The sequence below is a fragment of the Nonomuraea candida genome, assembly GCF_000725485.1.
Classification (GTDB): Bacteria; Actinomycetota; Actinomycetes; order Streptosporangiales; family Streptosporangiaceae; genus Nonomuraea; species Nonomuraea candida.
This window is the reverse complement of the sequence record NZ_JOAG01000013.1, coordinates 110,523-135,055: the sequence shown is the minus strand read 5'-3', so window position 1 is coordinate 135,055 and position 24,533 is coordinate 110,523. Positions and strand designations below refer to the sequence as shown.

Here is a 24,533-nt window from a genome sequence, read left to right as displayed (position 1 = left end):
GGAGCCCATGTCCGGCACCGGAACGCAGGCGTTCTGGATCGACGCCACGCGTGGCATACAGGAGCACTACGGCGAGCAGTTGCGCAAGTGGCGGCACGCCTTCGCCGCCGCCGAGGGGGAGCCGGCCGCCGAGGGCGTCACGCTGGACCCGCCGCACTTCGCGCTCGCCGCCTGGGAGGTGGCCACCCGCCCGGTGGCCGACACCTCCTACGTACGCCGCCACCCCCGCGTCCTGGACGCCACCTGCCACCGGCCGGAGGAGGCCCCGGGGCTGCTGGCGGTGGTGGAGCTGGCCGTGCCCGCGCCGGTGCGGCTGCCCGAGGGGTGGGCGGGATGGCAGCGGCAGGACGGCGACGGGGGCGGGGGGACGTACGCGGCGCCGCCGTACGAGCGGCCGACCGCGCTGACCACGCTCGAACTGCGCCTGCCCCTGGTGGCCGACCTGCCCACCCCGACCAGGGCGCGGGCCGCCGGGCTGCCGAACCTGGACGACGCCCAGGCCGCCCTCGAAGCCCTCGTGTCAGCACTGAACGCCGTGGTCACCCCGTTCCTGCGCGAGCTGGACGACGCCCCCGGGGACGCCCCCGGGGACGCCCCCGGGGACGCCCCCGGGGACGCCGATGGGGACGCCGGGCCGCTGGCGCAGTGGCTGCGCACGCAGATCGAGGCGGACAAGGCCATCGCCGAGACCGCCGGAGGCGGCGCCTGGCGGTACGTGCCGGCCGGGGAGGGCAACCGGCTGGAGTTCGGCCGGGGGCGCGCCGTGACGGCGATCGGCTTCCACCACGACGACCTGCTGCACCCGGTCGAGGCCATCCACGTCGCGCTGCACGACCCCGCCGACGTCGTGGCGCGGTGCGAGGCGGAGCTGGCGCTGCTGGCCGGGCACGGGCGGGACTGCCCGGAGTGCGCGGGCGGCCGGCCGTGCGCGACGGTGCGCCGTCTGGCCTCCGGCTACCGGCTGCGGCCCGGCTGGCGGGAGGAATGGGCCCTGCCCACAGCCCTGCCCACAGCACTGCCCCCAGCCCTGCCCACAGGACGGCCCACAGGACGGCCCACAGGAGGTGTGCGCGCATGACCAGACGAGCGGACGACGACCCCGACGACGAGTTCTTCGCCCCGGTCCTCCGCGACGACGAGCCATCGACCGGCGAGAGACAGGGCGCCGGGAAGGTCAGCGACACCGGGGTGCCCGGCGTGCGGGGGGCGGGGCACGGTGACTGGGCGCAGGCGCCGCCGCCCCGGAACAAGCTCAGCCTGCGCCTGCTGGCAGCCGCGCTGGCACTGCTCGCCGGGGTGGTCCTGGCGGTGCTGGCCGTGCTCGCGGGACAGCGCTGGCTCGCCGTGCCGCCCGCCGTGGTGGCGCTGGCCGCGGCCGTCTACCTGGTCGCGTTCGGCGCGCGCCGCTCCCGCTCCGGCGGCGGCCCGCCCACGTTCGGCTAAGGCGCGCGGCGGGCACAGGGCAGCACACGGAGAGGCGCAGGGCGGCGTGGCGCGGGGAGCGCCGGGCGAGGCGCGTGGCTGGTGGGAGGTGAGGTTTCGCCCCTGTCACGTGGGTAAGCGCCCTGCTGTGAGCCGATCGGGCAACAGGCGCCGACGGCACGGACGGCGAGGAGCCTTCATGTCCACGATGTCACTCATAGACCGGGAATGCGTCCGTACCTTGCTGAACTCTCAGCACCCGGACGCGACGCTGGTGTTCGTGCGGGGGGAGTGCGTGGTCCTGCCCGCCACGGAGGTGGACGACGCCCACAAGGGGCTGGTCATCGCCCGCCGCGACGACGTGCTGGCCCAGCTCCCGGACGCCGCCCCGACCGACCAGATGCTCGACGACCTGGCCGTCAGGCTCGACAACATCGTCCGGGACCTGGGCGCGTGACGGCCGTCAGAGGTGGCCCTGGCTGCCCGCGGTCACGAGCGGGCGCAGGTTCTGCGGCAGGCTGTCGCAGACCTTGTCCATGATGTGGCCCTGCGTCGCCTCGCCGGTCACCTCCAGCACGACGCGCGCGAGATAGATCGCCTGGGGCCGGTCGACCCCGGCGCGATCGGCCACGCGTTGCACGAACTCCTCCCGTCCGAAGTGCTCGCCGGTGCCGAAGCCGCCCATGACCTCGGTACGCCGGAGGTTCTCCGCGATCTCGTGGGGTAGCTGGGCGGCGAGATGCTCGGCGAGCCCTTCGGGAATCCGCTCGCCGAGCGTCTCCAGCGTGGCCCTGCAAGCCCGCTCGGCCTGGTCGCGGCCCGCGAGGTGAGCGCGTGCCTGCACTTTTCCGATGAATTCGTCGTGTCGCACGATTCCTCCGCAGACTCTTTCGTCCCTCGCCGCCCCGCTACCCGGGCCCTTTATACGGAAACGACTCCTACGTGCTCTCGAGGTAGCGCAGCACGGCGGCCACCCGCCGGTCCGTGCCGTCGGTGGGGGCCAGGTCGAGCTTGGCGAAGATGCTGCGAATGTGCTTGTGCACCGCGCCGTCGGTGACGACCAGCCGCTCGGCGATGGCGGAGTTGCCCAGGCCCTCCGCCATCAGGGCCAGCACGTCGCGCTCGCGCGGGCTGAGCCGGTCCAGCCGGTTGCCGGGCCGGCTGCGGGTCAGGAGCTGCGCGACCACCTCGGGGTCGATGGCGGTGCCGCCGCCCGCCACCCGGTGCAGCGCCGTCAGGAACTCCTGCACCCGCCCGACCCGCTCCTTGAGCAGGTAGCCCAGGCGGGAGCTGCCGTGGGCGAGCAGGTCGGTGGCGAACGCCTGCTCGACGTACGCCGACAGCACGAGCACGGCCAGGCCGGGCAGCCGCCGCCGGGCCTCGACGGCCGCCACGATGCCCTCGTTGGTGTGGGTCGGGGGCATGCGCACGTCCACGATGGCGACCTCGGGCTCGTACGCGTCCACGGCCTCCAGGAACGCGGCGGCGTCGGGGGCGGTGGCCACCACGTCCAGCGCCTCGGCACGCAGCAGCAGCGCCATGCCCTCGCGCAGCAGCGGGTCGTCCTCGGCGATCACAATCCGCATGGCAGGCTCACCTTCATGGTCGTCGGCCCGCCGCGCGGGCTCGACAGCGCGAACGCGCCGTCATGTGCTTCGGTACGTCGCCGGATGCCGCCCAGCCCGGTCCCGGCCTCCTCGACGGCCCCGCCCCGGCCGTCGTCGAAGATCTGCAGCTCCAGCCGGTCGCCGGTCCTGCGCACGGTCACCTTGGCGTGCCGGGCCCGGCTGTGCTTGGCGATGTTGGTCAGCGCCTCGGCCACCACGAAGTAGGCCGTGGCCTCGACCGAGGCGGGGCAGCGGCCCGGCACGTCCGCCTCGATCGAGCAGGGCACGGGACAGGCGGCGGCCAGCCCGCTCAGCGCGTCGGGCAGGCTGTGCTCGTCCAGCACCGGGGGCAGGATGCCGCGCACGACCGCGCGCAGCTCGGCCAGGGCGTGCTCGGCGGCGTCCTGGGCGCGTTCGAGCACCTCGTCGGCGGTGGCCGGGTCGCGGGCCAGCGCGCGGCGGGCCGCGCCGAGCAGCACGCTGACGGCCACGATCCGGTTCTGCGTGCCGTCGTGCAGCGAGCGCTCGATCCTGCGCAGCTCGGCGGCGTGCGCGTCGAGGGCCGCCGCGCGGGTGGCGGTGAGCTGCGCGACCCGCAGCGCCAGGTCGGTGCCGGGGTCGCCGGACAGCAGCCGCCGGCCCGGCGCGGCCTGCAGCCGGGCCAGGCCGGGGATGAGCAGCAGGGCGAGGCCGAGCCAGAGCAGGCTGACCGGGCTGACCGCGAGCGCGCCCGGCCACGTGTCGGTGGTCCAGCCCAGGCCCGCGCCGGCCGCGTCGCCCGGCGGCAGCAGCCGCCAGTAGAGCGGGAACAGCAGGTCGCGCACCACGCTGAACAGCAGCGTCAGGCCGACCAGCCCGTACAGCAGGCCCAGAGTGGCGTGGTGGAGCACCCACAGCAGCTCCCGCCCGGCCGCGGGCTGCCTGAGGGCGGCCCGCCAGTCGCCGGGCACCGGGCCGGGATCGGCGATCGGCGGGCCCCAGCGGGACAGCCGCGAGCGCTCCCGGTCGGCCACCGCGCGCAGGCCGCGCAGCGCGGCGGGCACCAGGAGCAGGCCCACGCCGGCCAGGCAGGCCAGCGCGACGGCGAACAGCCCGGCCAGCACGATCAGCGCGAGCGCGGCGGTGCCCATGCCGCCGACGAGGTGTTCGAGCGCGTCGAGGGTGGTGCGGGCGCGGGCGAACAGCGCCGGCGGGCGTTTCGGTGAGCGTGCCGGTGAGTGGTCCGGTGAACGTGCCGGTGAGTGGTCCGGTGAACGTGCCGGTGAACGTGCCGGCCGCTCGCCGGGCGTCGGCTCCTGAGTCGTCGGCATCCCACCTCCTCGCCCTCCGACCCTAGGTCAGGGGCGGGCGGGTGAGGGAGATCGGCGGCGAAAGAGTACAGCAGGCTGTACGCCCCCGCCCGGCCGAGCCCCGCGCCTCTTCGGCTCCCGGCGGGAATGAGGGCTTGCGCATCTTTCGATCTTGGTGTCGGATGCCGGGTGACCGTACTCGGCGGAGGAGCCCAGCATGCGCGAGAGCACCGAGGTCGTCGTCATCGGAGCCGGTCCGGCCGGCCTGACCCTGGCCAACCTGCTCCAGCGGGCCGGGGTGCGCTGCGTGGTGCTGGAGCGGCAGAGCCGCGCCTACGTCGAGCGGCGGCAGCGCGCGGGCGTGCTCGACCACGCCGGGGCGCGCGTCTTCGAGGACTGGGGCCTGGCCGGCGGCCTGCTGGCCGGCACCGCGCGCGACAGCACGCTGGAGATCCGCCTCGACGGGCGGGCGCGCTTCTTCGACGCCGTCCGGTTCGCCGACGGCCGGGCGGGCCGCATCGTGCCGCAGCAGGTCCTCGTCGCACGTCTCATCGCCGCCTTCCTGGAGGGCGGCGGAGACCTGCGCTTCGAGGCCGCCGAGGTGACCCCGCGCGACCTGGACGGCGCCGCCCCGGTCGTCGCCTACCGCGACGCCGGCGGCGGCGAGCACGAGCTGGCCTGCGCCTACGTCGCGGGCTGCGACGGCTTCCACGGCGTCAGCCGGGCCGGCGTGCCGGCCGGCGCGCTGACCGTCTACACCTACGACCACGGCATCGGCTGGTTCACGGTCCTCGCCGACGCCCCGCCGCCGCGCCACCCGCTGTTCGGGATCCATCGGGCCGGCTTCGCCGCCCAGTTCCCGAGAGGGCCGCGGGCCAGCCGCTTCTACCTGCAGTGCGAGCCCGGCGAGAGCCTCGACGAGTGGGGCGACGAGCGGATCTGGGCCCAGTTACGGCTGCGCCTCGGCGACCCCGAGCTGCCGGCGGGGCCGATCACGGAGAAGGTCGTGGTGGAGATGCGCAGCTTCGTCGCCGACCCGATGCGTTACGGCCGCCTCTTCCTGGCCGGCGACGCCGCGCACATCGTCAACCCGATGGGCGGCAAGGGCATGAACCTGGCCATCGCCGACGCCGACGTGCTGGCCCACGCGTTGCGGGCGGCGCTGCGCGAGGGTGACGAGGCGGGGCTGGCGGCGTACTCGGCCACGTGTCTCAAGCGGGTCTGGAACCACCAGGAGTTCTCGCGCTGGCTGACCGAGATGATGCACGAGGCCGGCGACGACACGGTGGCCGGGCCGTTCCGGCGCGAACTGGCCAGGGCGCGGCTGGAACGGCTGTTCAGCTCGGAGGCCGCGGCCAGGGCTTTCGCCGACCTCATGGCTGGCGGGTAATATTTTGCCCCCATAGGATGCCAAAGGGGGCTATCTGTGGATAAAGCATTTGAAGATCGGCGAGAAGCGGACATTGTGGTTCGTGAGGAGCTACAGCGGCTCCGCGCCAGCATCGACAACCTCGATGCCGCGCTCGTCCACCTGCTCGCCGAGCGGTTCAAGTGCACCCAGGAGGTCGGCCGGCTCAAGGCCGAGCACCAGCTTCCCCCCGCCGATCCCGAACGGGAGGCGGCCCAGATCCGCCGCCTGCGCGCGCTGGCCGAGGAGTCGAAGCTCGACCCGGTCTTCGCCGAGCGGTTCCTGAACTTCATCATCGCCGAGGTGGTCCGGCACCACGAGCTCATCCTCAGCAACATGTCCGCCGGCCGCGACCACTAGCCCGCCGCCGGCCCGCCCGCCGGACGCAGGGCCGGGGGCCGCGGCCGGCGGCCGGACGCGCGGCGGGCCGCCGGTCGCGCCGCCGGGTGGTCTCAGGCCGGGCTGCCGGAGAGGGGCGGCTCCGCCACCAGGGCGACCCTGACGGCCCCGGGGTCGTCGCCGGACAGGGGGACCGCGAAGACCGCCGTCCGGTCGCGGGCCCCGTACACGACGAAGCGCATGCCGTCCTCGTCCCACGTCTCCAGCACGTCCGAGGTGAGCCCGGCGGCGGCCGAGCAGTACGCCGGGCTGCGCCGCAGCAGGTGCAGCGACGCCTCCAGCGGGACGCGCTCCTGGGGCGGGGCGGCCAGCGGGCGGCGCAGCCGCACGAGGAGACGGCGCAGCGGGGTGAGCCAGTAGCGGTCCAGCTCCGCCGAGAGCGCCAGGAGGACGATCACCTCCAGCACGATCACGGCGGGAACCGGCGCCGCGAGCCCGTCCGCCGCCTTCACACCCGCCTTCACACCCGCCTCCAGACCCGCCTGCACACCCGTCACCGTGCCTGGCGCCCCCGCGCCCGGCGCGGCGGGCCGGGTGCCCAGCGCGGTGAGCAGGGCGGCGGCCAGCAGCAGGCCCGCGCGGGCGAAGGCCCGCACGTCCACCGGCCGGGAGTGCGTGCCCAGGCAGCCGCACGACGACGCGGGCGCGGCCACGGAGGCGTAGGCGAGGTAGACGAGGAACCCGGCCGACAGCAGCGCGGCGGCCACCGCGTCCAGGAGGTGGAGCGGCGGCAGCAGCAGCGCCGCCGCCACCGCCAGCTCGCCCAGGCCCACGAGCCGCAGCGCGGGGACCGCGCGCGCCGGGCCGCTCAGCCGGGCCAGGGCGGTCCGCCCGGCCTGCGCCCTCATCCGCCGGCTGAGCAGCTTCATGAGGCCCGCCCAGAGCAGGAAGAAAGCGATCACGTACGGCTGCGACGCGGCGATCCCGTGCATCCGCTGCCTCCTTGGTGGGGGAGAACGGGTTTCGTGCGAGGGGGAGAAACGGGTTTTCCGGCCGCGGCGGAAACGGGTTCCTCGCGAGGGAGGAGCCGGGTTTCCGGGCGGGGGAGAGGACGGGTCAGTGCGGGGAGAAGACGGTGGCGATGTCCACTTCGTTGGTGTCCGGCCGCCAGGCGCCGAGAATCTGCACGTGCTGGCTCACCTTGAGCATCGACAGGTCGGCGGTGGGCGGCGACTCGGAGTGGATGGCGACCGACTTGCCGGGCACGACGTGGCACAGCACCTCGTGCCCGTTGTGGTCGAGACGGAGGGTCTGGCCGGCGATGTTCTTGATGTGGCCCCGGATGTTGACGATGTTGAGCCACACCGACTCGGCGGCCAGCATCCCGTCGGGCATGCGCACGCCTCTGGCGTACAGGCCGTCGCCGGGCCTGGCCGCGTCGAACGGGACCGGCCCCAGCTTCCACAGGCTGGTGCCGTCCACCACCCTGATGGTGTGGAAGACCAGGTTCGAGCCCAGGACGAGCAGCGTGTTGTCCTTGATCGAGCGGATCCGGCCCTCGGCGAAGTCGGGGTCGGGCGCGCCGGGCTCGACCTTCTGGGCCGTCTTCTGGGCGGCGAAGGCCGCCTCGGGGCCGAGCGAGCCCATCGCGGTCGCGGCCACGACGCCGGCGCCCCCGCCGAGCACGGCGGACCTGAGCACATCTCTTCTGCTGCGCATGCTCCGCCCCCTCAGGCCGACGAGATCTCCACCGGCCGCAGGCCGGAAGAGAGGCTGGCGATCTGGCTGTAGGCGGCGGGGGTCAGGTCGATCAGGCGGTTGTCCGCGCAGGTCGCGCCGCAACAACTGCGCTCGCCGCAGAACAGGTCGGTCTGCGGGCCGCAGTCCGCGATGGCGGTGACGACGCTGGCGCCGCTGCACAGCGCCGTGACGCGGTGCCGGTAACCACAGGTCCGGCGCGACAGGCTGACGCCGCAGCGGTCGGGGCGGGTGATCGACCAGCAGGCGTCGGAGGTGTTGGGCCAGGCGTGCTGGAGGCTGCCGGAGTTGCAGGTGCCGCAGGCTCCCTTGCCGGTGCTGCTGCACGGGCCCCAGGCGGTGCCGCAGCAGAACCAGGAGACCTCTCCTTGGACGGGGCCGAGTAAGTCGGCGGGCGGGTCGGTTGCCTTGCTACGCGCCATGCGCGTCCTCCTTGGGTGAGCTCTGGATGATCTCAGCGAGGGTTGAAGCTTTCCGACTTGATCTATGAGTACCATGTAAGGATTTTTCGTCAATGCCCAAATTCATCCCCCGCCGAGCAGGCAGAAGAGGCGGCGGGCGGAAGGCCGGGGTCAGGCGCGGAAGCCGGGGTCAGGCGCAGAAGTCGGGGTCAGGCGCAGAAGTCGGTGACCGTGGCGGTCAGGATGTCGGTGACCTGGTGCACCGAGGCGATGTCGGCCCACTCCGTGTCGGCGTGGGCGCCGCCGCCGTCCGCGCCGAACAGCAGGCACGGAATCCCGGCCCGGTCCAGCAGCGCGCAGTCGGTCCAGAACGGCTCGGCGCGGATCACCGGCGGGTGGCCGAGCGCCGACTCCGCCCGGCGCAGCAGCACGCGGGCGATCGCCGACTCCGGATCGGCCTCGAACGGCTCGCGGTGCAGGCCGGCGCGCAGCTCGTACCGGAAGCCGGGGACGGTGGCGGTCAGGCGGTGCAGGATCGCCGCCAGCTCGGCGCGTACGGCTCGCGCGCTCTCGCCCGGCACCGTGCGCCGCTCGACCGTGATCCGGCAGGCGGCCGGATAGGTGGACGGCCCCTCGCCGCCCGAGATCAGCCCGGCGTGCACGGTCCCCGGGCCGAGCAGGCGGTGCCCGCCGGAGCCGGCCAGCCGCCGGCCCAGCTCCTCGATCGCGACCAGGAAGTGCCCGGCCTTGGCGATCGCGTCCACGCCCAGGTCGGGGCGGGAGCCGTGGGCGGCGCGGCCCAGCACGTCCACCTCGAACCAGGCGAACCCCTTGTGCGCCGTCGTCACCTGGAGCAGGCTCGGCTCGGTCACGACGGCCGCGTCCGCGGTGAACTTCTCCAGCACCTCCTCGGTGCCGGCGCTGGCGTGCTCCTCGTCGGCGACGCAGGCCACGATGACGTCCCCGCGCAGCGGGCCGTCCGCGGTCGCGCGCGCCGCCGCGGCCATCATGGCGGCGACGCCGCTCTTCATGTCGAACGCGCCCCGGCCGTAGATCCTGCCGTCCCGGACGTGCGGGGTGAGCGGCTCGCCGTCGTACGTGCCGTACGCGACCGTGTCGAGGTGCCCGTTCAGCATGATCGAGCGCCCGCCGCCCGTGCCCCGGGCCACGGCCACCACCGAGGGGCGGCCGGGCCGCCGCTCCAGGCGGTGGACCTCGAACCCCCGCTCGCCCAGCCACCGCGCGCAGAACCCGGCCACGGCCGACTCGCCCGCGCCGCCCGGGGAGAGGTCGGGGTTGACCGAGTCGATGGCGATGAGGCTCTTGAGCAGCGGCAACGGGTCGGCGGTCGGCGGCATGGCCTGCCTCCAGAGCGTGGGGGTCCCCGGCCATCATGCCGCACCATCGGCTTCCCGGGCAGCCCTGCGTCGTCCGGGCCCGTCCGGGGCGTCAGAGCTCGTTGATGTTCTGGGCGGCCTGGTAGACGGACATGGCCTCGTCGCCGAAGAAGGGGCCGAACATGAAGTTCGGGGCGAAGTTGTAGGTGAAGCTGTTGACCGAGTTCAGCCAGCCCAGCCCCGTCGACTCGTCGAACCCCTGGAACCACGGCCCGCCGCTCGACCCGCCGGTCATGCCGCAGCGCAGCCCCTGGTCGGCGGTCATGACGGTGTCGTTGAACGACCGCCCGCTGCAGTAGATCAGGTCCGATCCGTCGAACGGCTCGGCCGCCGGATAGCCGAAGGCGTACATCTGCCGCTGCCTGGGCTGGTTGAAGGCCACGCCCTGGCCGCCCACGACGTCGGTCAGCGTGCGGCCGTTCAGCGGGGCCACCACGACGGCGGCCAGGTCGAAGTTGATGTCCTCCCTGGCGTTCCACTGCCGGGTGGTGAGCATCCTGGCGGCCACCCAGGTGCCGAACGGCCGCCTGCCGTCGTCGAAGGCCGGCACGAACACCCAGTTGCGGTGGGCGGCGCCGTTCAGCTTCACGCAGTGGCCCGCCGTGATCACGACGCTCTCGTTCGCGCTGGTCACGGCCGAGCCGGAGCAGGAGGAGTTGCGGCCGTCGGCGGTGGTGAAGAAGACCCGCCCGGTCGTGCGCACGATCGCCCCGCCGTCCGTCCACCGCAGGCCCCGGCTGTTGGGCACCAGCGCGCCCCGCCCCGCGGCGGCCTCGGTCGCGGTCGTGCCCGTGCCGGTCACGGTGGTGGCGGGGGTGACGGGGGCGGTGCCGCCGACCGACCAGGAGGAGCCGCGGAAGGTCCACGGCGAGCGCCTCGTGGTGGTGTTCGCCGAGCCGCGCGCGGCCCACGCGTCGCCCAGCGAAGGCCGCGCGCCGCGCCGGGGCGCGGGTGTGTCCAGGGGTTGCGCGGCGAGCATGCGCCGCGTGGTCCAGTACTGCGAGACGGTCCTGCGCTGCGACGGCGAGTCCGTCGCGCTCCACTCCACGGGCCTGGGGCCGAGCCCGTTCACGGCGCGGGCCTGCGCGCCGCCCGCGGGGACCAGGGCGCCCGCCAGGGCGAGCGCGATGGCGGCGAGCAGGCTGACTCTTCGGTGCATGACGTACCTCCCGGAACCCGGAATCTGCCGTAGGGAGGTACGTGGGAACCGCGCCGTCCGACTCAACGCCGGCGCATCTCGCTATGGCGGGACACGGGGCGAAGCCGCCCCGGCACGCGCCGTGAACGCCGCGCGGCAAAGGAATTTCTTTGCCGAATGGCCGTCCTATATCGACGGTCTTTCACCGGCTCTTTCCCGGTACGGGAAATTCGACTTCGGCGTGGCGTTGTCATCTGGCTCGCGGCAACTGTAAACATCGTACCGGTCTGGCGACCATGTGCGTCGCATTCCGAAAGGAACGGTAAATTGTTCACCTCAATGCGAAAAATGGCGCTGCCCGGCATGCGCGGCTTCCTCGCGGCGGCGCTGGCCGTCACCCTGGCCCCGGCGGCGAGCGCGGACTCCCGCGACGACCGCGACGGCCACCACCACGGCGACAAGCTCACCCACGGGTTCCGCAACACCCACGGGCACGACGACGACGGTGGCAGAAACTGCAGGCCGCACACCTTCTGGCGGATCCACCAGATGTCGCCGCGCAACTTCTTCGTGCCCCGCACCCGCTACATCGACGGCCCCGGCGGCTCGATGACGGTGTCGGTCACGCGCGAGCACGAGGTGACGGCGTTCCTGGAGACGGAGAACGAGGCCGAAAAAGTCATCGACAAGGGCGAGGTCCTTTACAACCTCCGCCGGCTCGGCCTGCCGCACCTCGAAGAACGGCACATGGTCTACAGCGGCCACGAATACACCCGGGAAATCAGCGACGGAATGTACGGCAACATGTGGTACCGCGTGTTCGGTTACCGCGTCGGCTGGTCGTCCTGGTCGGTGCTCGGCACGTGTCAGCGCGTCAAGGTGGCCGCCGGCATCGCCAACGTGCCGTCCCGGGTGGAGGGCTGGCGCTACTGGGAGACCAAGCACCCGATGTTCAAGCGCCGCAAGCTGTCCAATAAGTGATCCCGGGCAAATAATCCCAGGTCAGAGTGTTTTGCGGCAGGCCGCCGGGTAGGGGACCCAGTCAGTCCGGCGGCGCCGGGCGAGGAGTGTCCGGTGCCCGCACCCCAGGGTCCACGAGGGGGACACCATGGCCATACAGCGATATCTGGGACTCACGTCATTCCGCCGGCCCGTGCCCGGGATTCCCGGGCCTGAGCCGACCGCTCCCACCAGGGGCAACCGCGGCGCGGGCGGCGGCCGGGCGCGCCGGCGGAGGAGGCGGCGCCGCTGACCGCGATGCCGTCCGAGATGTGGGGGCCCCGGTCCTCACATCTCGCAGGGCCCCGGCAGGTGATCAGGAGAAGGAGGCGAGGACGATGCCCATCGTGCGCTGGTTCTGGCCCGAAGCCTTGGCGTCGGTGGAGTTGACCGAGTAGACCAGCGCGCGCGACAGGTCCCGGGTCGCGCCGACGCCCGAGGAGTAACCCCAGCGCGCCCCCGTCTTGCCGTACCCGACGATCCCGCCGGGCAGCACCATCCTGGTCATGCCCGAGGTGTAGGCCGCCGGCTCGCAGCTGCCGTACATCGTGACGTCCGGAACCGTGAACATCGCCTCAAGCTGGGCGGGCGGCACGACCTTGCCCGAGAACAGCGCCTTGACGAACTTCTCCAGGTCGGCGGCCGTCGAGACGAGGTCGCCCGAGGCCCAGGTGGAGGTGACGCTCGTGTGCGTCATGTCCACCACGTACCCGTCGCGGTAGGGGAGGGAGCCGGGGAAGCCCTTGGGGACCGCCTGGTAGCCCTGGTGGCGCGGGCCCCCGAGGCGGACCGAGGCGCCGGGCAGGTAGCTGTGCCGCATCCCGACGGGCCGCAGGACGCGCTCGGTGACCTGCCGCTCGTACGTGCTGCCGGTGACCTTCTCGATCAGCATCCCGGCCACGAACGTGTTGATGTTGAGGTAGTGCTGCTTGCTGCCGGGGGTGAACTCGATCGGGTTGCGCACGGCCAGGGCCACGTACTCCTCCGGCATCCACTTCTTGAACCGGGTCTCGTAGACGTACTCGAAGCCGTCCGGCAGGTCGGGCGCGGGCAGGCCGCTGGTGTGGTCGAGGAGCTGGCCGACGCGGATCTCGGGGTAGGAGCCGGGCAGCAGGCCGGGCAGGTATTCCTGGACGGTGCCGTCGAGCGAGATCCTGCCCTCGGCCACGAGCTGCAGCACGACCGCGGTGGTGAACATCTTCGTCACGCTGCCGGCGCGGAACCGTGCGTGCTCGGACGCCTTGCGCCGGCCGTCCAGGGCGGCGATCCCGCTGACGCCGCGCCACGAGCCCCTCGTGCCGCCCACCCGCACGACCGCCGCGGTGGCGTCGGCCGCCGGCAGGCCGTGGATCGACCTGGCCAGCGCCGCCGGGTTGATCGGCGGCACCGGCGCGTCGAGGTCGGCCGGCGCGGTGGTCGGCTCCGGGCAGGAGGGCGCCGGCGTGGCCTTCTGGGTGGTCACGGGTGCGACCGCCTGGGCGGGCGCGGCCACGAGCGCGGTGGTGAGGGCGAGGGCGAGGCCGGTGGCGGCGATTCTCAACAAGGTGGTCTCCTCGGTGCTGGTCGAACACCGAAAATCCTGGTCAAAGGCACCCCCACCGCGAATCGCCGGTACGACCCATTTCTCCTCCCTCCTGCGAGTGAGCCCCCGAATCCCTCGCACCGGCGATGCCCCGGCCCCCTCCCCGGCCGGAGGATCTCCGGCATGAACTCCCGCACCGACACCCGCACCGACACCCGCACCGCCTCCCGCACCGACACCCACACCACCCCTCGCACCGACACCCACACCACCCCTCGCACCGACACCCACACCACCCCTCGCGCCGACGTCCGCACCGGCGCCCGCGTCGCCTTCGTCGCGGCGCCCCTGCTCGTCTTCGCCTACGGGGTGATCCGCATCATCGACGGGTTCGACGGCAGCCGCGGCCCCGGCCTCGCCTGGACCACCGGCCACCTGGCCTTCATGGTGGCGCTTGTCCTGTTCGTCCAGATCTTCTGGCGGTTGCGCGCCCTCGCGGGCCGGGACGCGCTGTCCACCGTGAGCGCGGTGGCCGGGCTGGCCGGCATCGCGACGCTGCTCGCGCAGTTCGGGATCGACATCGCGGTCGGGTTCACGGCCGCCGACCACGCCGGCATGAGCGTGCTGTTCTCCCAGGTGAAGAGCGTGCCGGGGATGTCGCTGGTCGTCTACGACGGCGGCCCGTTCCTGTTCTACCTGGCCCAGCTCGCCCTGGTCGGTCAGCTCGCGGCGAAGCGCCTGGTCAAGGCGTGGGTGCCGGTGCTGATGCTGGCCAACCTGGCGGTGCCGTTCGCGAGCAAGGACCTCATCCCGGTCGGCGCCCTGTTCCTGCTGGTCGCGTTCCTGCCGTTCGCGGGCCGGCCGCGCGCCCGCGCCGCGGTCGCCGCAGCATGACGCGACGGGCAAAATGGGGGCTTATGTCCGAGTCGCAGTATGTCTCACGGCTCCGCCGCTGGTACGGCGCGCTGCCCCCGACCCTGGTGGACGGCACGCTCGCGGCAGCGGTGCTGGTCGTGCAACTGTGGCCGTTCATCTCCCGCGACAACCCGTGGGGCGGGCCCTGGCACTGGTGGGGCTACGTGGTCGTGGTCGCCTCGGCCGTGCCGCTGGTCTGGCGGCGGCGCGCGCCGGTGGCGGTGCTGCTGGCCGCGGTCATCCCCACCGGCTTCTACGACCTCGTGGACGAGGTGGCCGCCCAGCCGATCTGGTACACGGCGATGGTCGCCCTCTACACGGTGGCCGCCTACTCCGGTTGGTGGCAGCGCTGGTCGCTGGCCCTGTTCACGCTCGGCGGCGGGCTGCTCGTCATCGGCTCGGCCGAGACCGCGGTGCGCGGGATCGTGCTCTTCGTGGCCGCGTACGCGATCGGCCGGGCCGCCGCGGCCTCCCGCGCCCACGCCGCCGCGCTGGAGGAGCGGGCGGCCCAGCTCGTCCGCGAGCGCGAGGTCGAGGCCGAGCGCGCCGCCGAGCGCGAGCGGGCCAGGATCGCCCGCGACATGCACGACATCCTCGCCCACGCGGTCAGCGTCATGGTGGTGCAGGCCGAGGCCGGCCCCGTGGCGGTCGAGGCGAACCCGGCCAGGGCCGTGGCCGCCTTCGACGCCATCGCCGCCTCCGGGCGCGACGCGATGGTCCAGCTCCGCCGCCTGCTGAACGTGCTCAAGGAGGAGGAGGGCCCGCGCGGCCCGCAGCCCACGATCACGGCGCTGCCCGACCTGGCCGACAAGGTCCGGGCGACCGGGCTCGACGTGACATACTCCACCGCGGGTGAGCCCCGGCCGCTGTCTCCCGACACCGAGGTGGCCGCGTACCGGATCACCCAGGAAGCCCTCACCAACATCGTCAAGCACGCGGGCGCCACCCGCGCCGACGTCTCCCTCACCTGGCAGGACCACGCATTCATGATCGACATCACCGACGACGGCCGCGGCCGGGACACGGCGCTGCCCTCCGGCGGCAACGGCCTGATCGGCATCCGCGAGCGCGCCGCCGCGTGCGGCGGCTCCGCCACCCTCGGGCCGCGCTCCGACGGGCCCGGCTTCCGGGTGCTCGTCCGGCTGCCGCCGGCGGCCTCATGAGCATCCGCGTGGTGGTGGCCGACGACCAGGAGCTGGTACGCGCCGGGTTCAGCATGATCCTCGACGCCCAGCCGGACATCGAGGTGGTCGCCGAGGCGGGCGACGGGGCGCAGGCGGTCGCCGCCGTCCGCGCGCACCGCCCCGACCTGCTCCTGCTCGACATCCGCATGCCGGTCATGGACGGCATCGAGGCGGCCCGCGTGGTCTGCGCCGACGGTGACTGCCGGGTTCTCATGCTGACCACGTTCGACCTCGACGACTACGTCTACGACGCGCTGCGGGCCGGGGCGAGCGGCTTCCTGCTCAAGGACGTGCGCCGCGACGACCTGGTCCACGCCGTACGGGTGGTCGCGGCCGGGGAGTCGCTGCTGGCCCCGTCGGTCACCACGAAGCTCATCGCCGACTTCACCTCCCGGGCCCCGTCCGCCCGGCCGGCCGTGCCGCCGTCGGAGCGGCTGTCCGTGCTGACCGGGCGCGAGCAGGAGACGCTGCGCATGATCGCCAGAGGGTTGTCCAACGCGGAGATCGCCCAGGAGATGGTGGTCAGCGAGCACACGGTCAAGACGCACGTCAGCAACGTGCTGACCAAGCTGGGCCTGCGCGATCGGGGGCAGGCGGTGATCGCCGCGTACGAGACGGGGCTGATCGTTGCGGGTGACGTCCGCTGAACGGCGTGCGGCCATGGGGCACCTCGCGAGATGATGAGGTCCCGCCACCGTTCGGGGGAGTTGGTGGCGGGACCGGTCTGGGGGGTTGACCGCGAGCTGACCGCGAGCGGCTTGATCGCTACGCAACGTAATCGATCAGTAACCCATTGTCACTGAAGGTAAGCGGATAGTCACCTGAGGGTGATGTTTCATGGACGTGAGCAGGCCGGACGGGCTAGTGTCAGGTCCTTTCACCTCAGGACGGCGACGGCCGGCCGCCAGGAGATTCCGCGGGATTTTCCGGTCCCGCTGATCCGCCCGGCCAGGGCTGATAAGGCCGATGTCAGAGGGGCCGCCACCCGGGGATCATCCGCTTAATCAGGACTTACGCACCATGCCGCACTCTTATGTCATCGGGACACTAGGAGATGACATGGACGCGAACGAGCCGAGCGAGCCTCGTACCGGTGGTTGGAGCCAGTTCGGCGCCACCCCGCCCTCCGCCGGAGGGTTCACCCGGCCGAACCCGTCGATCATGCCGCCGCCCCCTCCGCCGCGGCGGGCCGGGTTCACGCTGACCCGCAAGGCGATCGCCGGGCTCGCGCTGGCCGCCGTGGCCGCCCTGTCGGCGGCGGCGCTGGGCGGCGGGGCCGTGGGCGCCTACATCGCCGGGGGGAACGCGCAGCCGGTGGCGGCCGCGACCACGAGCGCGCCGAGCCCGGTCTTCCACACCGCCTCCGACCAGTACACGATCGCGCAGGTGGCGGCGAAGGTGCAGCCGTCCGTGGTGATGATCCAGGGGCAGACGGGTGAGGGCTCCGGCGTGGTGCTGTCGGAGGACGGCCTGATCCTGACCAACAACCATGTCGTGTCCGGGCAGAACGGCCGCCTGTCGGTGAAGTTCAACGACGGCAAGACCGCCAGTGCGACCCTCGTCGGCACCGACCCGGCCACCGACCTCGCCGTCATCAAGGCCGAGGGCGTGTCAGGGCTGGCCAAGGTGGCGCTGGGCGACAGCGACCAGCTCAAGGTCGGGGACGACGTGCTGGCCATCGGCAGCCCGCTGGGCCTGGACGGCACGGTGACCTCGGGCATCATCAGCGCGCTGGACCGTACCGTGACCGCCGGGAGCGGCGGGCAGGGCCAGCAGCTTCCGCCCGGCTGGGGCGGCCAGGGGCAGGCGGCCGAGCCCACCACGCTGGGCGGCATGATCCAGACCGACGCGGCGATCAACCCCGGCAACTCCGGCGGCGCCCTGGTCAACGCGGCCGGCGAGCTGGTCGGCATCAACAGCGCGATCGCCGCCGACGGCGTCAACCTCGGCTTCGCGATCCCCGTGAACACCGCCAAGCACGTCTCCGACCAGCTCATCAGCAAGGGGAAGGTGACCCACGTCTTCCTGGGCGTGAGCCTGGCCGACGCCACCGGCGAGGTGTCCGGCGCGCTCATCCGCCAGGTGACCCCGGGCAGCCCCGCCGAGAAGGCCGGGCTCAAGCAGGGCGACGTCATCACGAAGATCGGGCAGACGCCGGTCTCGGGCGGCGACACGGTCGTCGGTCAGGTGCGCGGCTTCAAGGTCGGCCAGCAGGTCCCGGTCACCTACCAGCGGGACGGCGAGGAGAGCACGGTCACCGTCACCATGCAGGAGCAGAAGTAGCGAGGTCCGCTCCTCCTCGTTCCCTCTCATTCCCCTCGTTTCCCCTCGTCTTCCTTCGCCTCCCGTCCGCGCTCCGCGGGCGGGAGGCGACCGCTTTCCGGACACCCTGGCGACTTAGTCCGACAGGGAGGCGAAAGATGCATGATCAGTGGGGATTAGGCCCTCCTCGATCGGCGTAACTCGGGTTACATTCACGTTACTTTGCCCTCTCTTGTCCCCCGAGTAGACCGAAGGAGAGAGGCATGAGCGCGAGAACCGCAATCGCGGCCCTGGCTGCCACGGCGATCCTCATGCCGGCGACGGCCGTCCAGGCCACCCCGCGATCCGCCCCACCATCAGTCCCGCAGGCCGGTGCGCCGGCCCCGCCACCCGACGACCGGTTCCAGAAGGTGACGCTCAACGACCATCCGGGCGAGCCGATGGACCTGGCCGTCTTACCGGACTCCAGAGTCCTGCACACCACCAGGCGCGGCGAGGTCTGGTTGCACGACCCGAGGACCGGCCTCAACACGCTGGCCGCCGAACTCGACGTCTACCAGCACGACGAGGAAGGGCTGCAGAGCATCGCCCTCAGCCCGGGCTTCGGCAAGGGCTCCAAGAAGGACGACTGGATCTACCTCTACTACTCGCCACCCCTCGACACCCCGGTCGACGACCCCGCCACCCCGGACGTCAACGAGGGCGACGCCCCGATGACCGGCACGCCGGCGGACTTCGCCCCCTTCGACGGCCTGATCAGGCTCTCCCGCTACCGCTGGACGGGCACCACCATCGACCTGCGCAGCGAGCAGCGCATCCTCGACGTGCCGGTGAACCGCGGCATCTGCTGCCACGTCGGCGGCGACATCGTCTTCGACGCGGCGGGCAACCTCTACCTGTCGACCGGCGACGACACCAACCCGTTCTTCTCCGGCGGCTTCACCCCGATCGACGAGCGGCCCGACCGCAACCCGGCCTTCGACGCCCAGCGCAGCTCCGGCAACACCAACGACCTGCGCGGCAAGATCCTGCGCATCCACGTACGCGACAACGGCTCCTACACGATCCCCAAGGGCAACCTGTTCCGGCCGGGCACGAAGGGCACCCGGCCGGAGATCTACGCGATGGGGCTGCGCAACCCGTTCCGGATCGAGCTGAACCGGCGCAACGGGGACCTGTACGTCGCCGACTACTCGCCCGACCAGCAGCAGGCCGACCCGGCGCGCGGCCCGGCCGGGCAGGGCAAGTGGACGGTCATCCGCAAGGCGGGCAACTACGGCTGGCCGTACTGCGCGACGGCGCGGCTGCCGTACGTGGACTACGACTTCGCCACCGGCGCGTCGGGGGCGGCCTTCGACTGCGCCGCGCCGGTGAACGAGTCCCCGCACAACACCGGCCTGCGCGAGCTGCCGCCGGTGGTGCAGCCCGACGTCTGGTACTCGTACGGGGTGTCGCAGGAGTTCCCCGCGCTGGGCGCCGGCGGCATCGGGCCGATGGCGGGCCCGGCGTACGACTTCGACCCCTCCGACACGCGGGGCCCCCGTGCCGTGGGCTGGCCGCGCCACTATGACGGCGTCCCGCTCTTCTACGAGTGGACCCGCGACTACGTCAAGGCCTTCCACCGCGACGGGCAGCGGATCGAGGACGTGCTGCCCTCGTTCGTCTTCGACAACCCGATGGACATGGAGTTCGGCCCCGACGGCGCGCTCTACGTGCTGGAGTACGGCGACGGGTTCTTCAGCGAGAACCCCGACGCCCAGCTCGCCCGCATCGACTACATCGGCCACACCGGCAACCACAGCCCGATCCCGGTCGCGGCGGCGTCGGCGACGAACGGCCTCGCGCCGCTCACCGTCACCTTCACCAGCGCCGGGACCAGCGACCCGGACGGCGACCGGCTCCGCTACGCGTGGGACTTCGACGCCGACGGCAGGGTGGACTCGCGCCGCCCCGACGCCACGCACACCTTCACCGAGAACGGCCTCTACAACGCCACGCTCAACGTCACCGACCCCAGCGGCAGGTCCGCCGCCACGTCGGTGCGCGTCGTGGTCGGCAACGCCGCCCCCGTCGTCGAGCTGGTACGCCCCGTCGCCGGCCAGCAGTTCGCCTTCGGCGACGTCGTCGAGTTCGAAGTGCGCGTCACCGACGACCAGCCGGTGAACTGCGACAACGTCACCGTGGACTACATCCTCGGCCACGACGACCACGGCCACCCGCAGACCACGGCGCGCGGCTGCACCGGCTCCATCCGCACGACCGTGCCGAGCGGCCACGACCCGGAGACCGACGACCTGACCGGCGTCTTCGTCGCCACGTACACCGACCCCGGCACGGGCGGCCTGCCCCCGCTCACCAGCAGCACCCAGGTGGTGCTCGAGCCCACGGACTAGGAGATCCCATGTGCTACGGCTACGGCCCCAGCCGGCGCGGCGTGCTCGCCGCCGGCCTCGGACTCGGGGCGGCCGCGCTGGCCGCCGCCGCCACGCCCGCCGCCGCGGCGACCCCGCCGCACCACCGCCGCGGGGAACGCGTCCCGCCGGGCCAGATCAGCATCCAGCTCTGGACGGTACGCGACGACCTGGCCCAGAACTACGACGCCACCCTCGCCTACCTGGCCGCCGCCGGCTATCCGAAGGTCGAGCTGGCGCTGGGCTACTTCGGCCGTACGGCGCGGCAGTTGCGCGAGTTCCTCGACGGGCTCGGCCTGCGGGCCAGCTCCAGCCACGAGGGCATCAGCCCCGACGACGCCGCGCTGGAGACGAAGATCGAGAACGCGCTGACCCTCGGCCAGACCTACATGGTCGTGCCCTACCTGGCCTCGAACAGCCTGGACGAGTGGAAGGGGTGGGCCGAGCGGATGAACGTCGAGGCGCGGGCCGCCCGCTCGGCCGGGCTGCGGTACGGCTACCACAACCACGCCCACGAGTTCACCACCGACCTCGGCGGCGGGGTCACGCCGTGGGACGTGCTCACCAAGGAGCTGGACCCGCGCCTGGTGCACCTGGAGATCGACATCTACTGGGCGGTCACGGGCGGCGTCGGGCGCGGCGCGCGGGACCCGGTGAAGTTCGCGATCGACGTCATCCGGCGGGCGCCGCAGCGGGTGCTGCAGTACCACGTCAAGGACCGGCACCTCGACGGCGACATGGCCGACCTGGGCACCGGGACGATCGACTTCCGGCGGGTGTTCGAGGCCCACCGCGTCAGGGAGTACATCGTGGAGAACGACACCCCCGACGTGACGCCCCGGCAGACGTCGGAGGTGGGCTACCGCTACCTGCGCAGGCTGCGCTTCTGAGGCTCACCGCAGGACGCCCGGTCCCGTTGCGGGGCCGGGCGTCTCCGGTCAGCGACACCTCTGCCGCCGGCCAAATGTCCGTGCTGATCCGGCCGACACGCCGCAAGAAAACGGTCTATCACCACCTTTGTGGGCACTTTTCTCCACATAAAGCTCATGGGGGGAGGGGTATGTACCGTTCGCTCATCGTCGCCGCGCTCCTGGTCCTCGCGACGACCCCTGCCAGGACCGCCCCCGTCGCGGAGTCCCGCAGGACGGAAAGCCGCGCGGCGGAGAACCGCACTGTGGAGAACCGCACTGTGGAGAACCGCGCGACCGGGAACCGCACTGTGGAGAACCGCGGCGTCGCGAACCTCGCGGTGGAGAAGCGCGCGGAGGCGGCGGGGAAGCGTGCGGTGGAGAACATCGCGCACCGGGGAGGTGCGGCCAACGCGCCCGAGAACACCATCGCCGCCTGCGCGCTGGCCAGGAGCCAGGGGGCCGACGTGTGCGAGTTCGACGTCCAGCAGACCAGGGACCACCGGCTGGTCCTGATGCACGACGAGACGCTCGCCCGCACCACCGACGTCGAGAAGGTCTTCCCGAAGCGGTCGCCGTGGCGGGTCTCGGACTTCACGCTCGCGGAGATCCAGCGGCTGGACGCCGGCTCCTGGTTCGGCCGGCGGTTCCGCGGCGAGGGCGTGCCCACGCTGAAGCAGGCCCTGGAGGCGCTGCGCGGCACCGGGACCGGGCTGCTGCTGGAGGTCAAGCACCCCCGGCGCAGCCCCGACATCGACCGGCGGGTGGCCGCCGAGCTGCAGGAGGCGCGCGCCCTGTGGAGCCGCGAGAACCTGACCGTGCAGGCGTTCGGCTGGAAGTCGATGCGGCTGCTGCACGAGATGATGCCCGGCCTGCCCATCGCGCTGCTCGGCAGGCCCGCCGCCGACCGGCTCGCCGAGCTGGCCGGATATGCCGGCGGCGTCACGCTCCCGCACACCGGGCTCACCGCCCGCTACGTCGCCCGGGCGCACGCCCGCGGCATGCGCGTCTACACCTGGTCGGCGGACCGGCCCGCCCTCATCCGGCGCCTGATCGGGTACGGGGTGGACGGCATCATGACCAACCGGCCCGACCGTCTTCGTGACGCCGGCCGATCCGCCGGCCGATCCGTCAGCCGGTCCGTCGGCCGGTCCGCCAACCGGTCCGCCCGGCACTGACCGGATAATTCACCGGAAACACCCCGGCCCGATGGCGTGAATCCGTTTCGCTCGGCCTGTGAGCCGCCAGGTAATCGCCCGTTGTTTAGGCTGGTATGGGCAACTCCAAAAAGACCCGGCCCGCGCGCGGGGCATGGGCGCGGCCGAATCGGACAGAGGGCAGGGGTGGCTTCCCACCGGGCCTTCCGTCGTGTCCTGCGGTTACCGCTGGTCGCGGTGACCCCGGTAACGTCCGCAGGCGGGTGCGCCATCTGTTTGGTGAGGATCTCTGAAGTCGAAGAACCGTCGAGAAGTGCAAATGGGATTATCGCGGTCAAGTCATGGATGAACTGTGAAGTGTTGCCAGGTCAGTTTCCGATGCGTGCCAGGTATGAAGTAGATTACCTTTCCCTATCCAAGGGAGAAGCGTTCCCACCTTCCGGCGGGAGCGCGTCTTTCCATGCACGCCAACCGCGCAGTGCGTTCTGCGCCGCCTGGAAGCAGAGATAGAGGTGGCCGAAAGCACCGAAAGCGGGCAATCCAGTCGTGTTCCCGGCCTCACCGGCTCACGGGACTTCCGGCTGCTGTGGACCGGCTCCGCCGTCTCCCAGCTCGGCACCATGGCCGCCACGGTGACCGCCCCGCTGCTCGCGCTCTCGCTGACCAGCTCACCCGTCTTCGCCGGCTGGGTGGCCGCCGCGGGGACCCTGCCCCGGCTCCTGCTCCACCTGCCCGCCGGCGTGCTCGTCGACCACTCCGACCGCCGCCGGATCATGGTCATCACCATGATCGTACGCGCGGCCCTCGCCGTCCTGATGGTCGGCGCCCTGTTCGCCGACGAGTGGGTCGTGATCCTGCTGCCGGTCATCAGCATCGCCCAGGGCATCTGCGTCGTGCTCTACACCACGGCCGAGGCCACGGCCGTGCCCTGGCTCGTGCCCCGCGACCGGCTGGCCACGGCCATGGCGGGCAACGAGGCCCGCGCCCACGTGGCCGGGCTGCTCGGCCGTCCGCTGGGCGGCTGGTTGTTCGCCATCGACCGCGTGTGGCCGTTCGTGCTGGACGTGGTGACCTCGGTCGTGTCGGTCGTCATGATGCTGCGGCTGCGCAAGGAGCGGTTCGCGCGCCCCGCGGTCAAGCGGCCGCTGCGCCTGGTCGCGCAGACGCGCGAGCTCTGCGCGGGCCTCGCCTTCCTCAGGAACGACGGCTTCCTCGCCCGCGTGATGATCGTCTGCGCCCTGGCCAACTTCGTCTTCCAGACCCTCGGGCTCAGCCTGGTCCTGCTCGCCCACGACCAGCGGATGTCCCCGGTGATGATCGGCCTGTTGATCGCCGCCTCCGGGCTGGGCGGGGTGCTGGGCTCGATCGTGGCGCCGGGGCTGCTGCGCCGCATGCCGGCACCGGGGCTGATCGTCGCCGGCGTCTGGACGTGGCTGCTGCTGAGCGTGCTCCTCACCGTGGTCGACCACGACTCCTTCCTCTACGTCGCCGCCGTGCTGCCCGCCGTGTGGGGCGGGATCGGGTTCACGGGGGCGCACATCAACGTCGCGCTCGGCCTCTACCAGACCACCGGGGTGCCGGCGGAGCTGTTCGGCAGGGTCACCAGCGCGATCCGGTTCTTCTCCGGCAGCGCCGTGCCGCTGGGCGCGCTGGCCGGGGGCTACCTCCTCGCCCTGCTGGGCACCGAGGGCGTGGTCCTGCTCGTGGCCGCCGTGGTGGGCGCGCTCGCCGTCCTGATCTCGTGGCCGGCGCCCCTGTCAGCCGCACGCCGGTTGTCAGCCGCACGCCGGCTGTTTCCGGGCGCGGCTCGGCCAGGCGGGCGTCGGCTGTTCCCGGACGCGGTGCGGCCAGGCGGGCGTCGGCTGTTCCCGGACGCGGTCCGGTCAGCCGGTCGCCAGCTGCTCCTGGATGCGGGCGATCGGGCTGAGCGTCCCGGCGGGCGGCTCCCTGACGGTGTCGCGGAAGAGCTCGTCGTCGAGGGCGTACAGGCTCGTGCGGAGGCTGGTTTGTATCGCCGCCGCCGCGTCCACCGGGGGCGAAACGGACCACGCGTGCAGGAAGGCCTCGTCCACCGCGCCGATCAGCGCCTCGACGTGGCCGTGGACCCGGGGCGGGCACAGCGAGCGCAGCCAGGTGACCGCGATGAGGGCGTTCGAGTGCTCCGCCTCTATCTGCTGGAGCTGCTCGGCCCAGTCCTCGTTGCCCAGGCTGACGAGCCGGTTGGCGCGCGTGTTCAGTGACCTGCTGACGGTCGTGCCGAGTTGCAGCACCGCCTTCTGCGCCTGGGCGAGAGCCGTCAGCAGGGCCCGCTCACGCGCGTCCTGGCGGTCGGCCTCCCGTTGTTCGGCCGCCGCCCTGCGCACGTGCTTGGCCTTGACCCGCTCGGACATCATGGCCCAGCCCGCTCCCGAGAGCG

General features: G+C 72.6%; 23 protein-coding genes. 14 read left to right on the top strand and 9 right to left on the bottom strand.

Annotated features, from left to right (window positions below; translation table 11 throughout):
* The first annotated feature begins 7 nt into the window (after nucleotides 1-7).
* From IO39_RS14135 to IO39_RS14125, 3 genes are all read left to right on the top strand, one after another.
* Nucleotides 8-1,078 carry a DUF6221 family protein gene (locus IO39_RS14135; protein WP_043621675.1) on the top strand — a complete coding sequence of 357 codons (1,071 nt, stop codon included), beginning with the start codon at nucleotides 8-10 and terminating at the stop codon, nucleotides 1,076-1,078.
* Entirely contained in the window at nucleotides 1,075-1,443 is a 369-nt protein-coding gene (locus IO39_RS14130; protein WP_043621672.1) for a hypothetical protein, read from the top strand. The genes IO39_RS14135 and IO39_RS14130 overlap by 4 nt, the downstream gene beginning before the upstream one ends.
* Nucleotides 1,444-1,621: 178 nt before the next feature.
* Nucleotides 1,622-1,879 (top strand): hypothetical protein, encoded by a 258-nt coding sequence (locus IO39_RS14125; RefSeq protein WP_043621669.1) that lies wholly within the window; start codon nucleotides 1,622-1,624, stop codon nucleotides 1,877-1,879.
* 6 nt (nucleotides 1,880-1,885) lie between these two features.
* Here the strand turns inward: IO39_RS14125 and IO39_RS14120 are convergent, their stop codons facing one another.
* From IO39_RS14120 to IO39_RS14110, 3 genes are all read right to left on the bottom strand, one after another.
* Nucleotides 1,886-2,293: a DUF2267 domain-containing protein gene (locus tag IO39_RS14120; RefSeq protein ID WP_043621667.1), complete on the bottom strand. Its 408-nt coding sequence runs from the start codon at nucleotides 2,291-2,293 to the stop codon at nucleotides 1,886-1,888.
* A 67-nt stretch (nucleotides 2,294-2,360) separates the two neighbouring features.
* Nucleotides 2,361-3,008, bottom strand: a complete 648-nt coding sequence (locus IO39_RS14115) for a response regulator (RefSeq protein WP_043621664.1) — start codon at nucleotides 3,006-3,008, stop codon at nucleotides 2,361-2,363.
* The gene (locus IO39_RS14110; protein WP_084772831.1) at nucleotides 2,996-4,339 is read right to left on the bottom strand and encodes a sensor histidine kinase; all 1,344 of its coding nucleotides are present in this window, start codon (nucleotides 4,337-4,339) and stop codon (nucleotides 2,996-2,998) included. Before IO39_RS14110 ends, IO39_RS14115 begins: the two co-directional genes overlap by 13 nt.
* A gap of 196 nt (nucleotides 4,340-4,535) precedes the next feature.
* Between IO39_RS14110 and IO39_RS14105 the strand changes: the two genes are divergently transcribed.
* Nucleotides 4,536-5,708, top strand: a complete 1,173-nt coding sequence (locus IO39_RS14105; RefSeq protein WP_043621662.1) for a 4-hydroxybenzoate 3-monooxygenase — start codon at nucleotides 4,536-4,538, stop codon at nucleotides 5,706-5,708.
* A gap of 75 nt (nucleotides 5,709-5,783) precedes the next feature.
* A complete protein-coding gene (locus IO39_RS14100; RefSeq protein WP_245641961.1) occupies nucleotides 5,784-6,086 on the top strand; it encodes a chorismate mutase in 303 nt (100 codons plus the stop codon).
* Between the two features lie 92 nt (nucleotides 6,087-6,178).
* On the opposite strand, the gene IO39_RS14095 is transcribed toward IO39_RS14100, so the two are convergent.
* The 5 genes from IO39_RS14095 to IO39_RS14075 form a co-directional block, all read right to left on the bottom strand.
* Nucleotides 6,179-7,057, bottom strand: coding sequence for a MauE/DoxX family redox-associated membrane protein (locus IO39_RS14095; RefSeq protein WP_043621656.1), 879 nt, complete (start codon nucleotides 7,055-7,057; stop codon nucleotides 6,179-6,181).
* 124 nt (nucleotides 7,058-7,181) lie between these two features.
* Nucleotides 7,182-7,784 (bottom strand): hypothetical protein, encoded by a 603-nt coding sequence (locus tag IO39_RS14090; protein WP_043621654.1) that lies wholly within the window; start codon nucleotides 7,782-7,784, stop codon nucleotides 7,182-7,184.
* 11 nt (nucleotides 7,785-7,795) lie between these two features.
* Nucleotides 7,796-8,245, bottom strand: a complete 450-nt coding sequence (locus IO39_RS14085) for an RlpA-like double-psi beta-barrel domain-containing protein (protein WP_043621651.1) — start codon at nucleotides 8,243-8,245, stop codon at nucleotides 7,796-7,798.
* A 188-nt stretch (nucleotides 8,246-8,433) separates the two neighbouring features.
* Nucleotides 8,434-9,582, bottom strand: coding sequence for an ArgE/DapE family deacylase (locus IO39_RS14080; RefSeq protein WP_043621648.1), 1,149 nt, complete (start codon nucleotides 9,580-9,582; stop codon nucleotides 8,434-8,436).
* A gap of 91 nt (nucleotides 9,583-9,673) precedes the next feature.
* Nucleotides 9,674-10,780 carry a trypsin-like serine peptidase gene (locus IO39_RS14075; RefSeq protein WP_043621645.1) on the bottom strand — a complete coding sequence of 369 codons (1,107 nt, stop codon included), beginning with the start codon at nucleotides 10,778-10,780 and terminating at the stop codon, nucleotides 9,674-9,676.
* 318 nt (nucleotides 10,781-11,098) lie between these two features.
* Here IO39_RS14075 and IO39_RS14070 point away from each other — a divergent pair, with 318 nt between their 5' ends.
* Nucleotides 11,099-11,740, top strand: a complete 642-nt coding sequence (locus IO39_RS14070) for a hypothetical protein (RefSeq protein ID WP_157548311.1) — start codon at nucleotides 11,099-11,101, stop codon at nucleotides 11,738-11,740.
* A gap of 334 nt (nucleotides 11,741-12,074) precedes the next feature.
* Here the strand turns inward: IO39_RS14070 and IO39_RS14065 are convergent, their stop codons facing one another.
* Nucleotides 12,075-13,301, bottom strand: coding sequence for a serine hydrolase domain-containing protein (locus IO39_RS14065; RefSeq protein WP_169789064.1), 1,227 nt, complete (start codon nucleotides 13,299-13,301; stop codon nucleotides 12,075-12,077).
* A gap of 162 nt (nucleotides 13,302-13,463) precedes the next feature.
* Here IO39_RS14065 and IO39_RS14060 point away from each other — a divergent pair, with 162 nt between their 5' ends.
* The 8 genes from IO39_RS14060 (at nucleotide 13,464) to IO39_RS14025 (ending at nucleotide 24,357) form a co-directional block, all read left to right on the top strand.
* Nucleotides 13,464-14,174, top strand: coding sequence for a hypothetical protein (locus tag IO39_RS14060; RefSeq protein ID WP_245641960.1), 711 nt, complete (start codon nucleotides 13,464-13,466; stop codon nucleotides 14,172-14,174).
* A 23-nt stretch (nucleotides 14,175-14,197) separates the two neighbouring features.
* Nucleotides 14,198-15,358: a sensor histidine kinase gene (locus tag IO39_RS14055; RefSeq protein WP_043621640.1), complete on the top strand. Its 1,161-nt coding sequence runs from the start codon at nucleotides 14,198-14,200 to the stop codon at nucleotides 15,356-15,358.
* On the top strand, nucleotides 15,355-16,026 hold the full coding sequence (locus IO39_RS14050) for a response regulator (RefSeq protein WP_043621637.1): 672 nt from the start codon (nucleotides 15,355-15,357) through the stop codon (nucleotides 16,024-16,026). Before IO39_RS14055 ends, IO39_RS14050 begins: the two co-directional genes overlap by 4 nt.
* A gap of 412 nt (nucleotides 16,027-16,438) precedes the next feature.
* On the top strand, nucleotides 16,439-17,662 hold the full coding sequence (locus IO39_RS14045) for a S1C family serine protease (protein ID WP_043621634.1): 1,224 nt from the start codon (nucleotides 16,439-16,441) through the stop codon (nucleotides 17,660-17,662).
* 242 nt (nucleotides 17,663-17,904) lie between these two features.
* A complete protein-coding gene (locus IO39_RS14040; RefSeq protein ID WP_043621631.1) occupies nucleotides 17,905-20,034 on the top strand; it encodes a PQQ-dependent sugar dehydrogenase in 2,130 nt (709 codons plus the stop codon).
* Nucleotides 20,035-20,042: 8 nt separating this feature from the next.
* Nucleotides 20,043-20,942 carry a sugar phosphate isomerase/epimerase family protein gene (locus IO39_RS14035; RefSeq protein ID WP_043621629.1) on the top strand — a complete coding sequence of 300 codons (900 nt, stop codon included), beginning with the start codon at nucleotides 20,043-20,045 and terminating at the stop codon, nucleotides 20,940-20,942.
* A gap of 170 nt (nucleotides 20,943-21,112) precedes the next feature.
* On the top strand, nucleotides 21,113-22,138 hold the full coding sequence (locus tag IO39_RS14030; protein ID WP_063765268.1) for a glycerophosphodiester phosphodiesterase: 1,026 nt from the start codon (nucleotides 21,113-21,115) through the stop codon (nucleotides 22,136-22,138).
* Nucleotides 22,139-22,629: 491 nt separating this feature from the next.
* Nucleotides 22,630-24,357, top strand: a complete 1,728-nt coding sequence (locus IO39_RS14025; protein ID WP_052422867.1) for an MFS transporter — start codon at nucleotides 22,630-22,632, stop codon at nucleotides 24,355-24,357.
* Nucleotides 24,358-24,533 lie beyond the last annotated feature (176 nt).

What these genes read in the sequence shown, in the direction of transcription:
- IO39_RS14135 (WP_043621675.1), top strand. Translation starts at nt 8, where the DNA reads ATGTCCGGCACCGGAACGCAGGCGTTCTGGATCGACGCCACGCGTGGC.
- IO39_RS14125 (WP_043621669.1), top strand. Translation starts at nt 1,622, where the DNA reads ATGTCCACGATGTCACTCATAGACCGGGAATGCGTCCGTACCTTGCTG.
- IO39_RS14035 (WP_043621629.1), top strand. Translation starts at nt 20,043, where the DNA reads ATGTGCTACGGCTACGGCCCCAGCCGGCGCGGCGTGCTCGCCGCCGGC.
- IO39_RS14050 (WP_043621637.1), top strand. Translation starts at nt 15,355, where the DNA reads ATGAGCATCCGCGTGGTGGTGGCCGACGACCAGGAGCTGGTACGCGCC.
- IO39_RS14045 (WP_043621634.1), top strand. Translation starts at nt 16,439, where the DNA reads ATGGACGCGAACGAGCCGAGCGAGCCTCGTACCGGTGGTTGGAGCCAG.
- IO39_RS14075 (WP_043621645.1), bottom strand. Translation starts at nt 10,780, where the DNA reads ATGCACCGAAGAGTCAGCCTGCTCGCCGCCATCGCGCTCGCCCTGGCG.
- IO39_RS14055 (WP_043621640.1), top strand. Translation starts at nt 14,198, where the DNA reads ATGTCCGAGTCGCAGTATGTCTCACGGCTCCGCCGCTGGTACGGCGCG.
- IO39_RS14095 (WP_043621656.1), bottom strand. Translation starts at nt 7,057, where the DNA reads ATGCACGGGATCGCCGCGTCGCAGCCGTACGTGATCGCTTTCTTCCTG.
- IO39_RS14080 (WP_043621648.1), bottom strand. Translation starts at nt 9,582, where the DNA reads ATGCCGCCGACCGCCGACCCGTTGCCGCTGCTCAAGAGCCTCATCGCC.
- IO39_RS14040 (WP_043621631.1), top strand. Translation starts at nt 17,905, where the DNA reads ATGAGCGCGAGAACCGCAATCGCGGCCCTGGCTGCCACGGCGATCCTC.
- IO39_RS14115 (WP_043621664.1), bottom strand. Translation starts at nt 3,008, where the DNA reads ATGCGGATTGTGATCGCCGAGGACGACCCGCTGCTGCGCGAGGGCATG.
- IO39_RS14130 (WP_043621672.1), top strand. Translation starts at nt 1,075, where the DNA reads ATGACCAGACGAGCGGACGACGACCCCGACGACGAGTTCTTCGCCCCG.
- IO39_RS14070 (WP_157548311.1), top strand. Translation starts at nt 11,099, where the DNA reads ATGCGAAAAATGGCGCTGCCCGGCATGCGCGGCTTCCTCGCGGCGGCG.
- IO39_RS14105 (WP_043621662.1), top strand. Translation starts at nt 4,536, where the DNA reads ATGCGCGAGAGCACCGAGGTCGTCGTCATCGGAGCCGGTCCGGCCGGC.
- IO39_RS14090 (WP_043621654.1), bottom strand. Translation starts at nt 7,784, where the DNA reads ATGCGCAGCAGAAGAGATGTGCTCAGGTCCGCCGTGCTCGGCGGGGGC.
- IO39_RS14085 (WP_043621651.1), bottom strand. Translation starts at nt 8,245, where the DNA reads ATGGCGCGTAGCAAGGCAACCGACCCGCCCGCCGACTTACTCGGCCCC.
- IO39_RS14030 (WP_063765268.1), top strand. Translation starts at nt 21,113, where the DNA reads ATGTACCGTTCGCTCATCGTCGCCGCGCTCCTGGTCCTCGCGACGACC.
- IO39_RS14110 (WP_084772831.1), bottom strand. Translation starts at nt 4,339, where the DNA reads ATGCCGACGACTCAGGAGCCGACGCCCGGCGAGCGGCCGGCACGTTCA.
- IO39_RS14060 (WP_245641960.1), top strand. Translation starts at nt 13,464, where the DNA reads ATGAACTCCCGCACCGACACCCGCACCGACACCCGCACCGCCTCCCGC.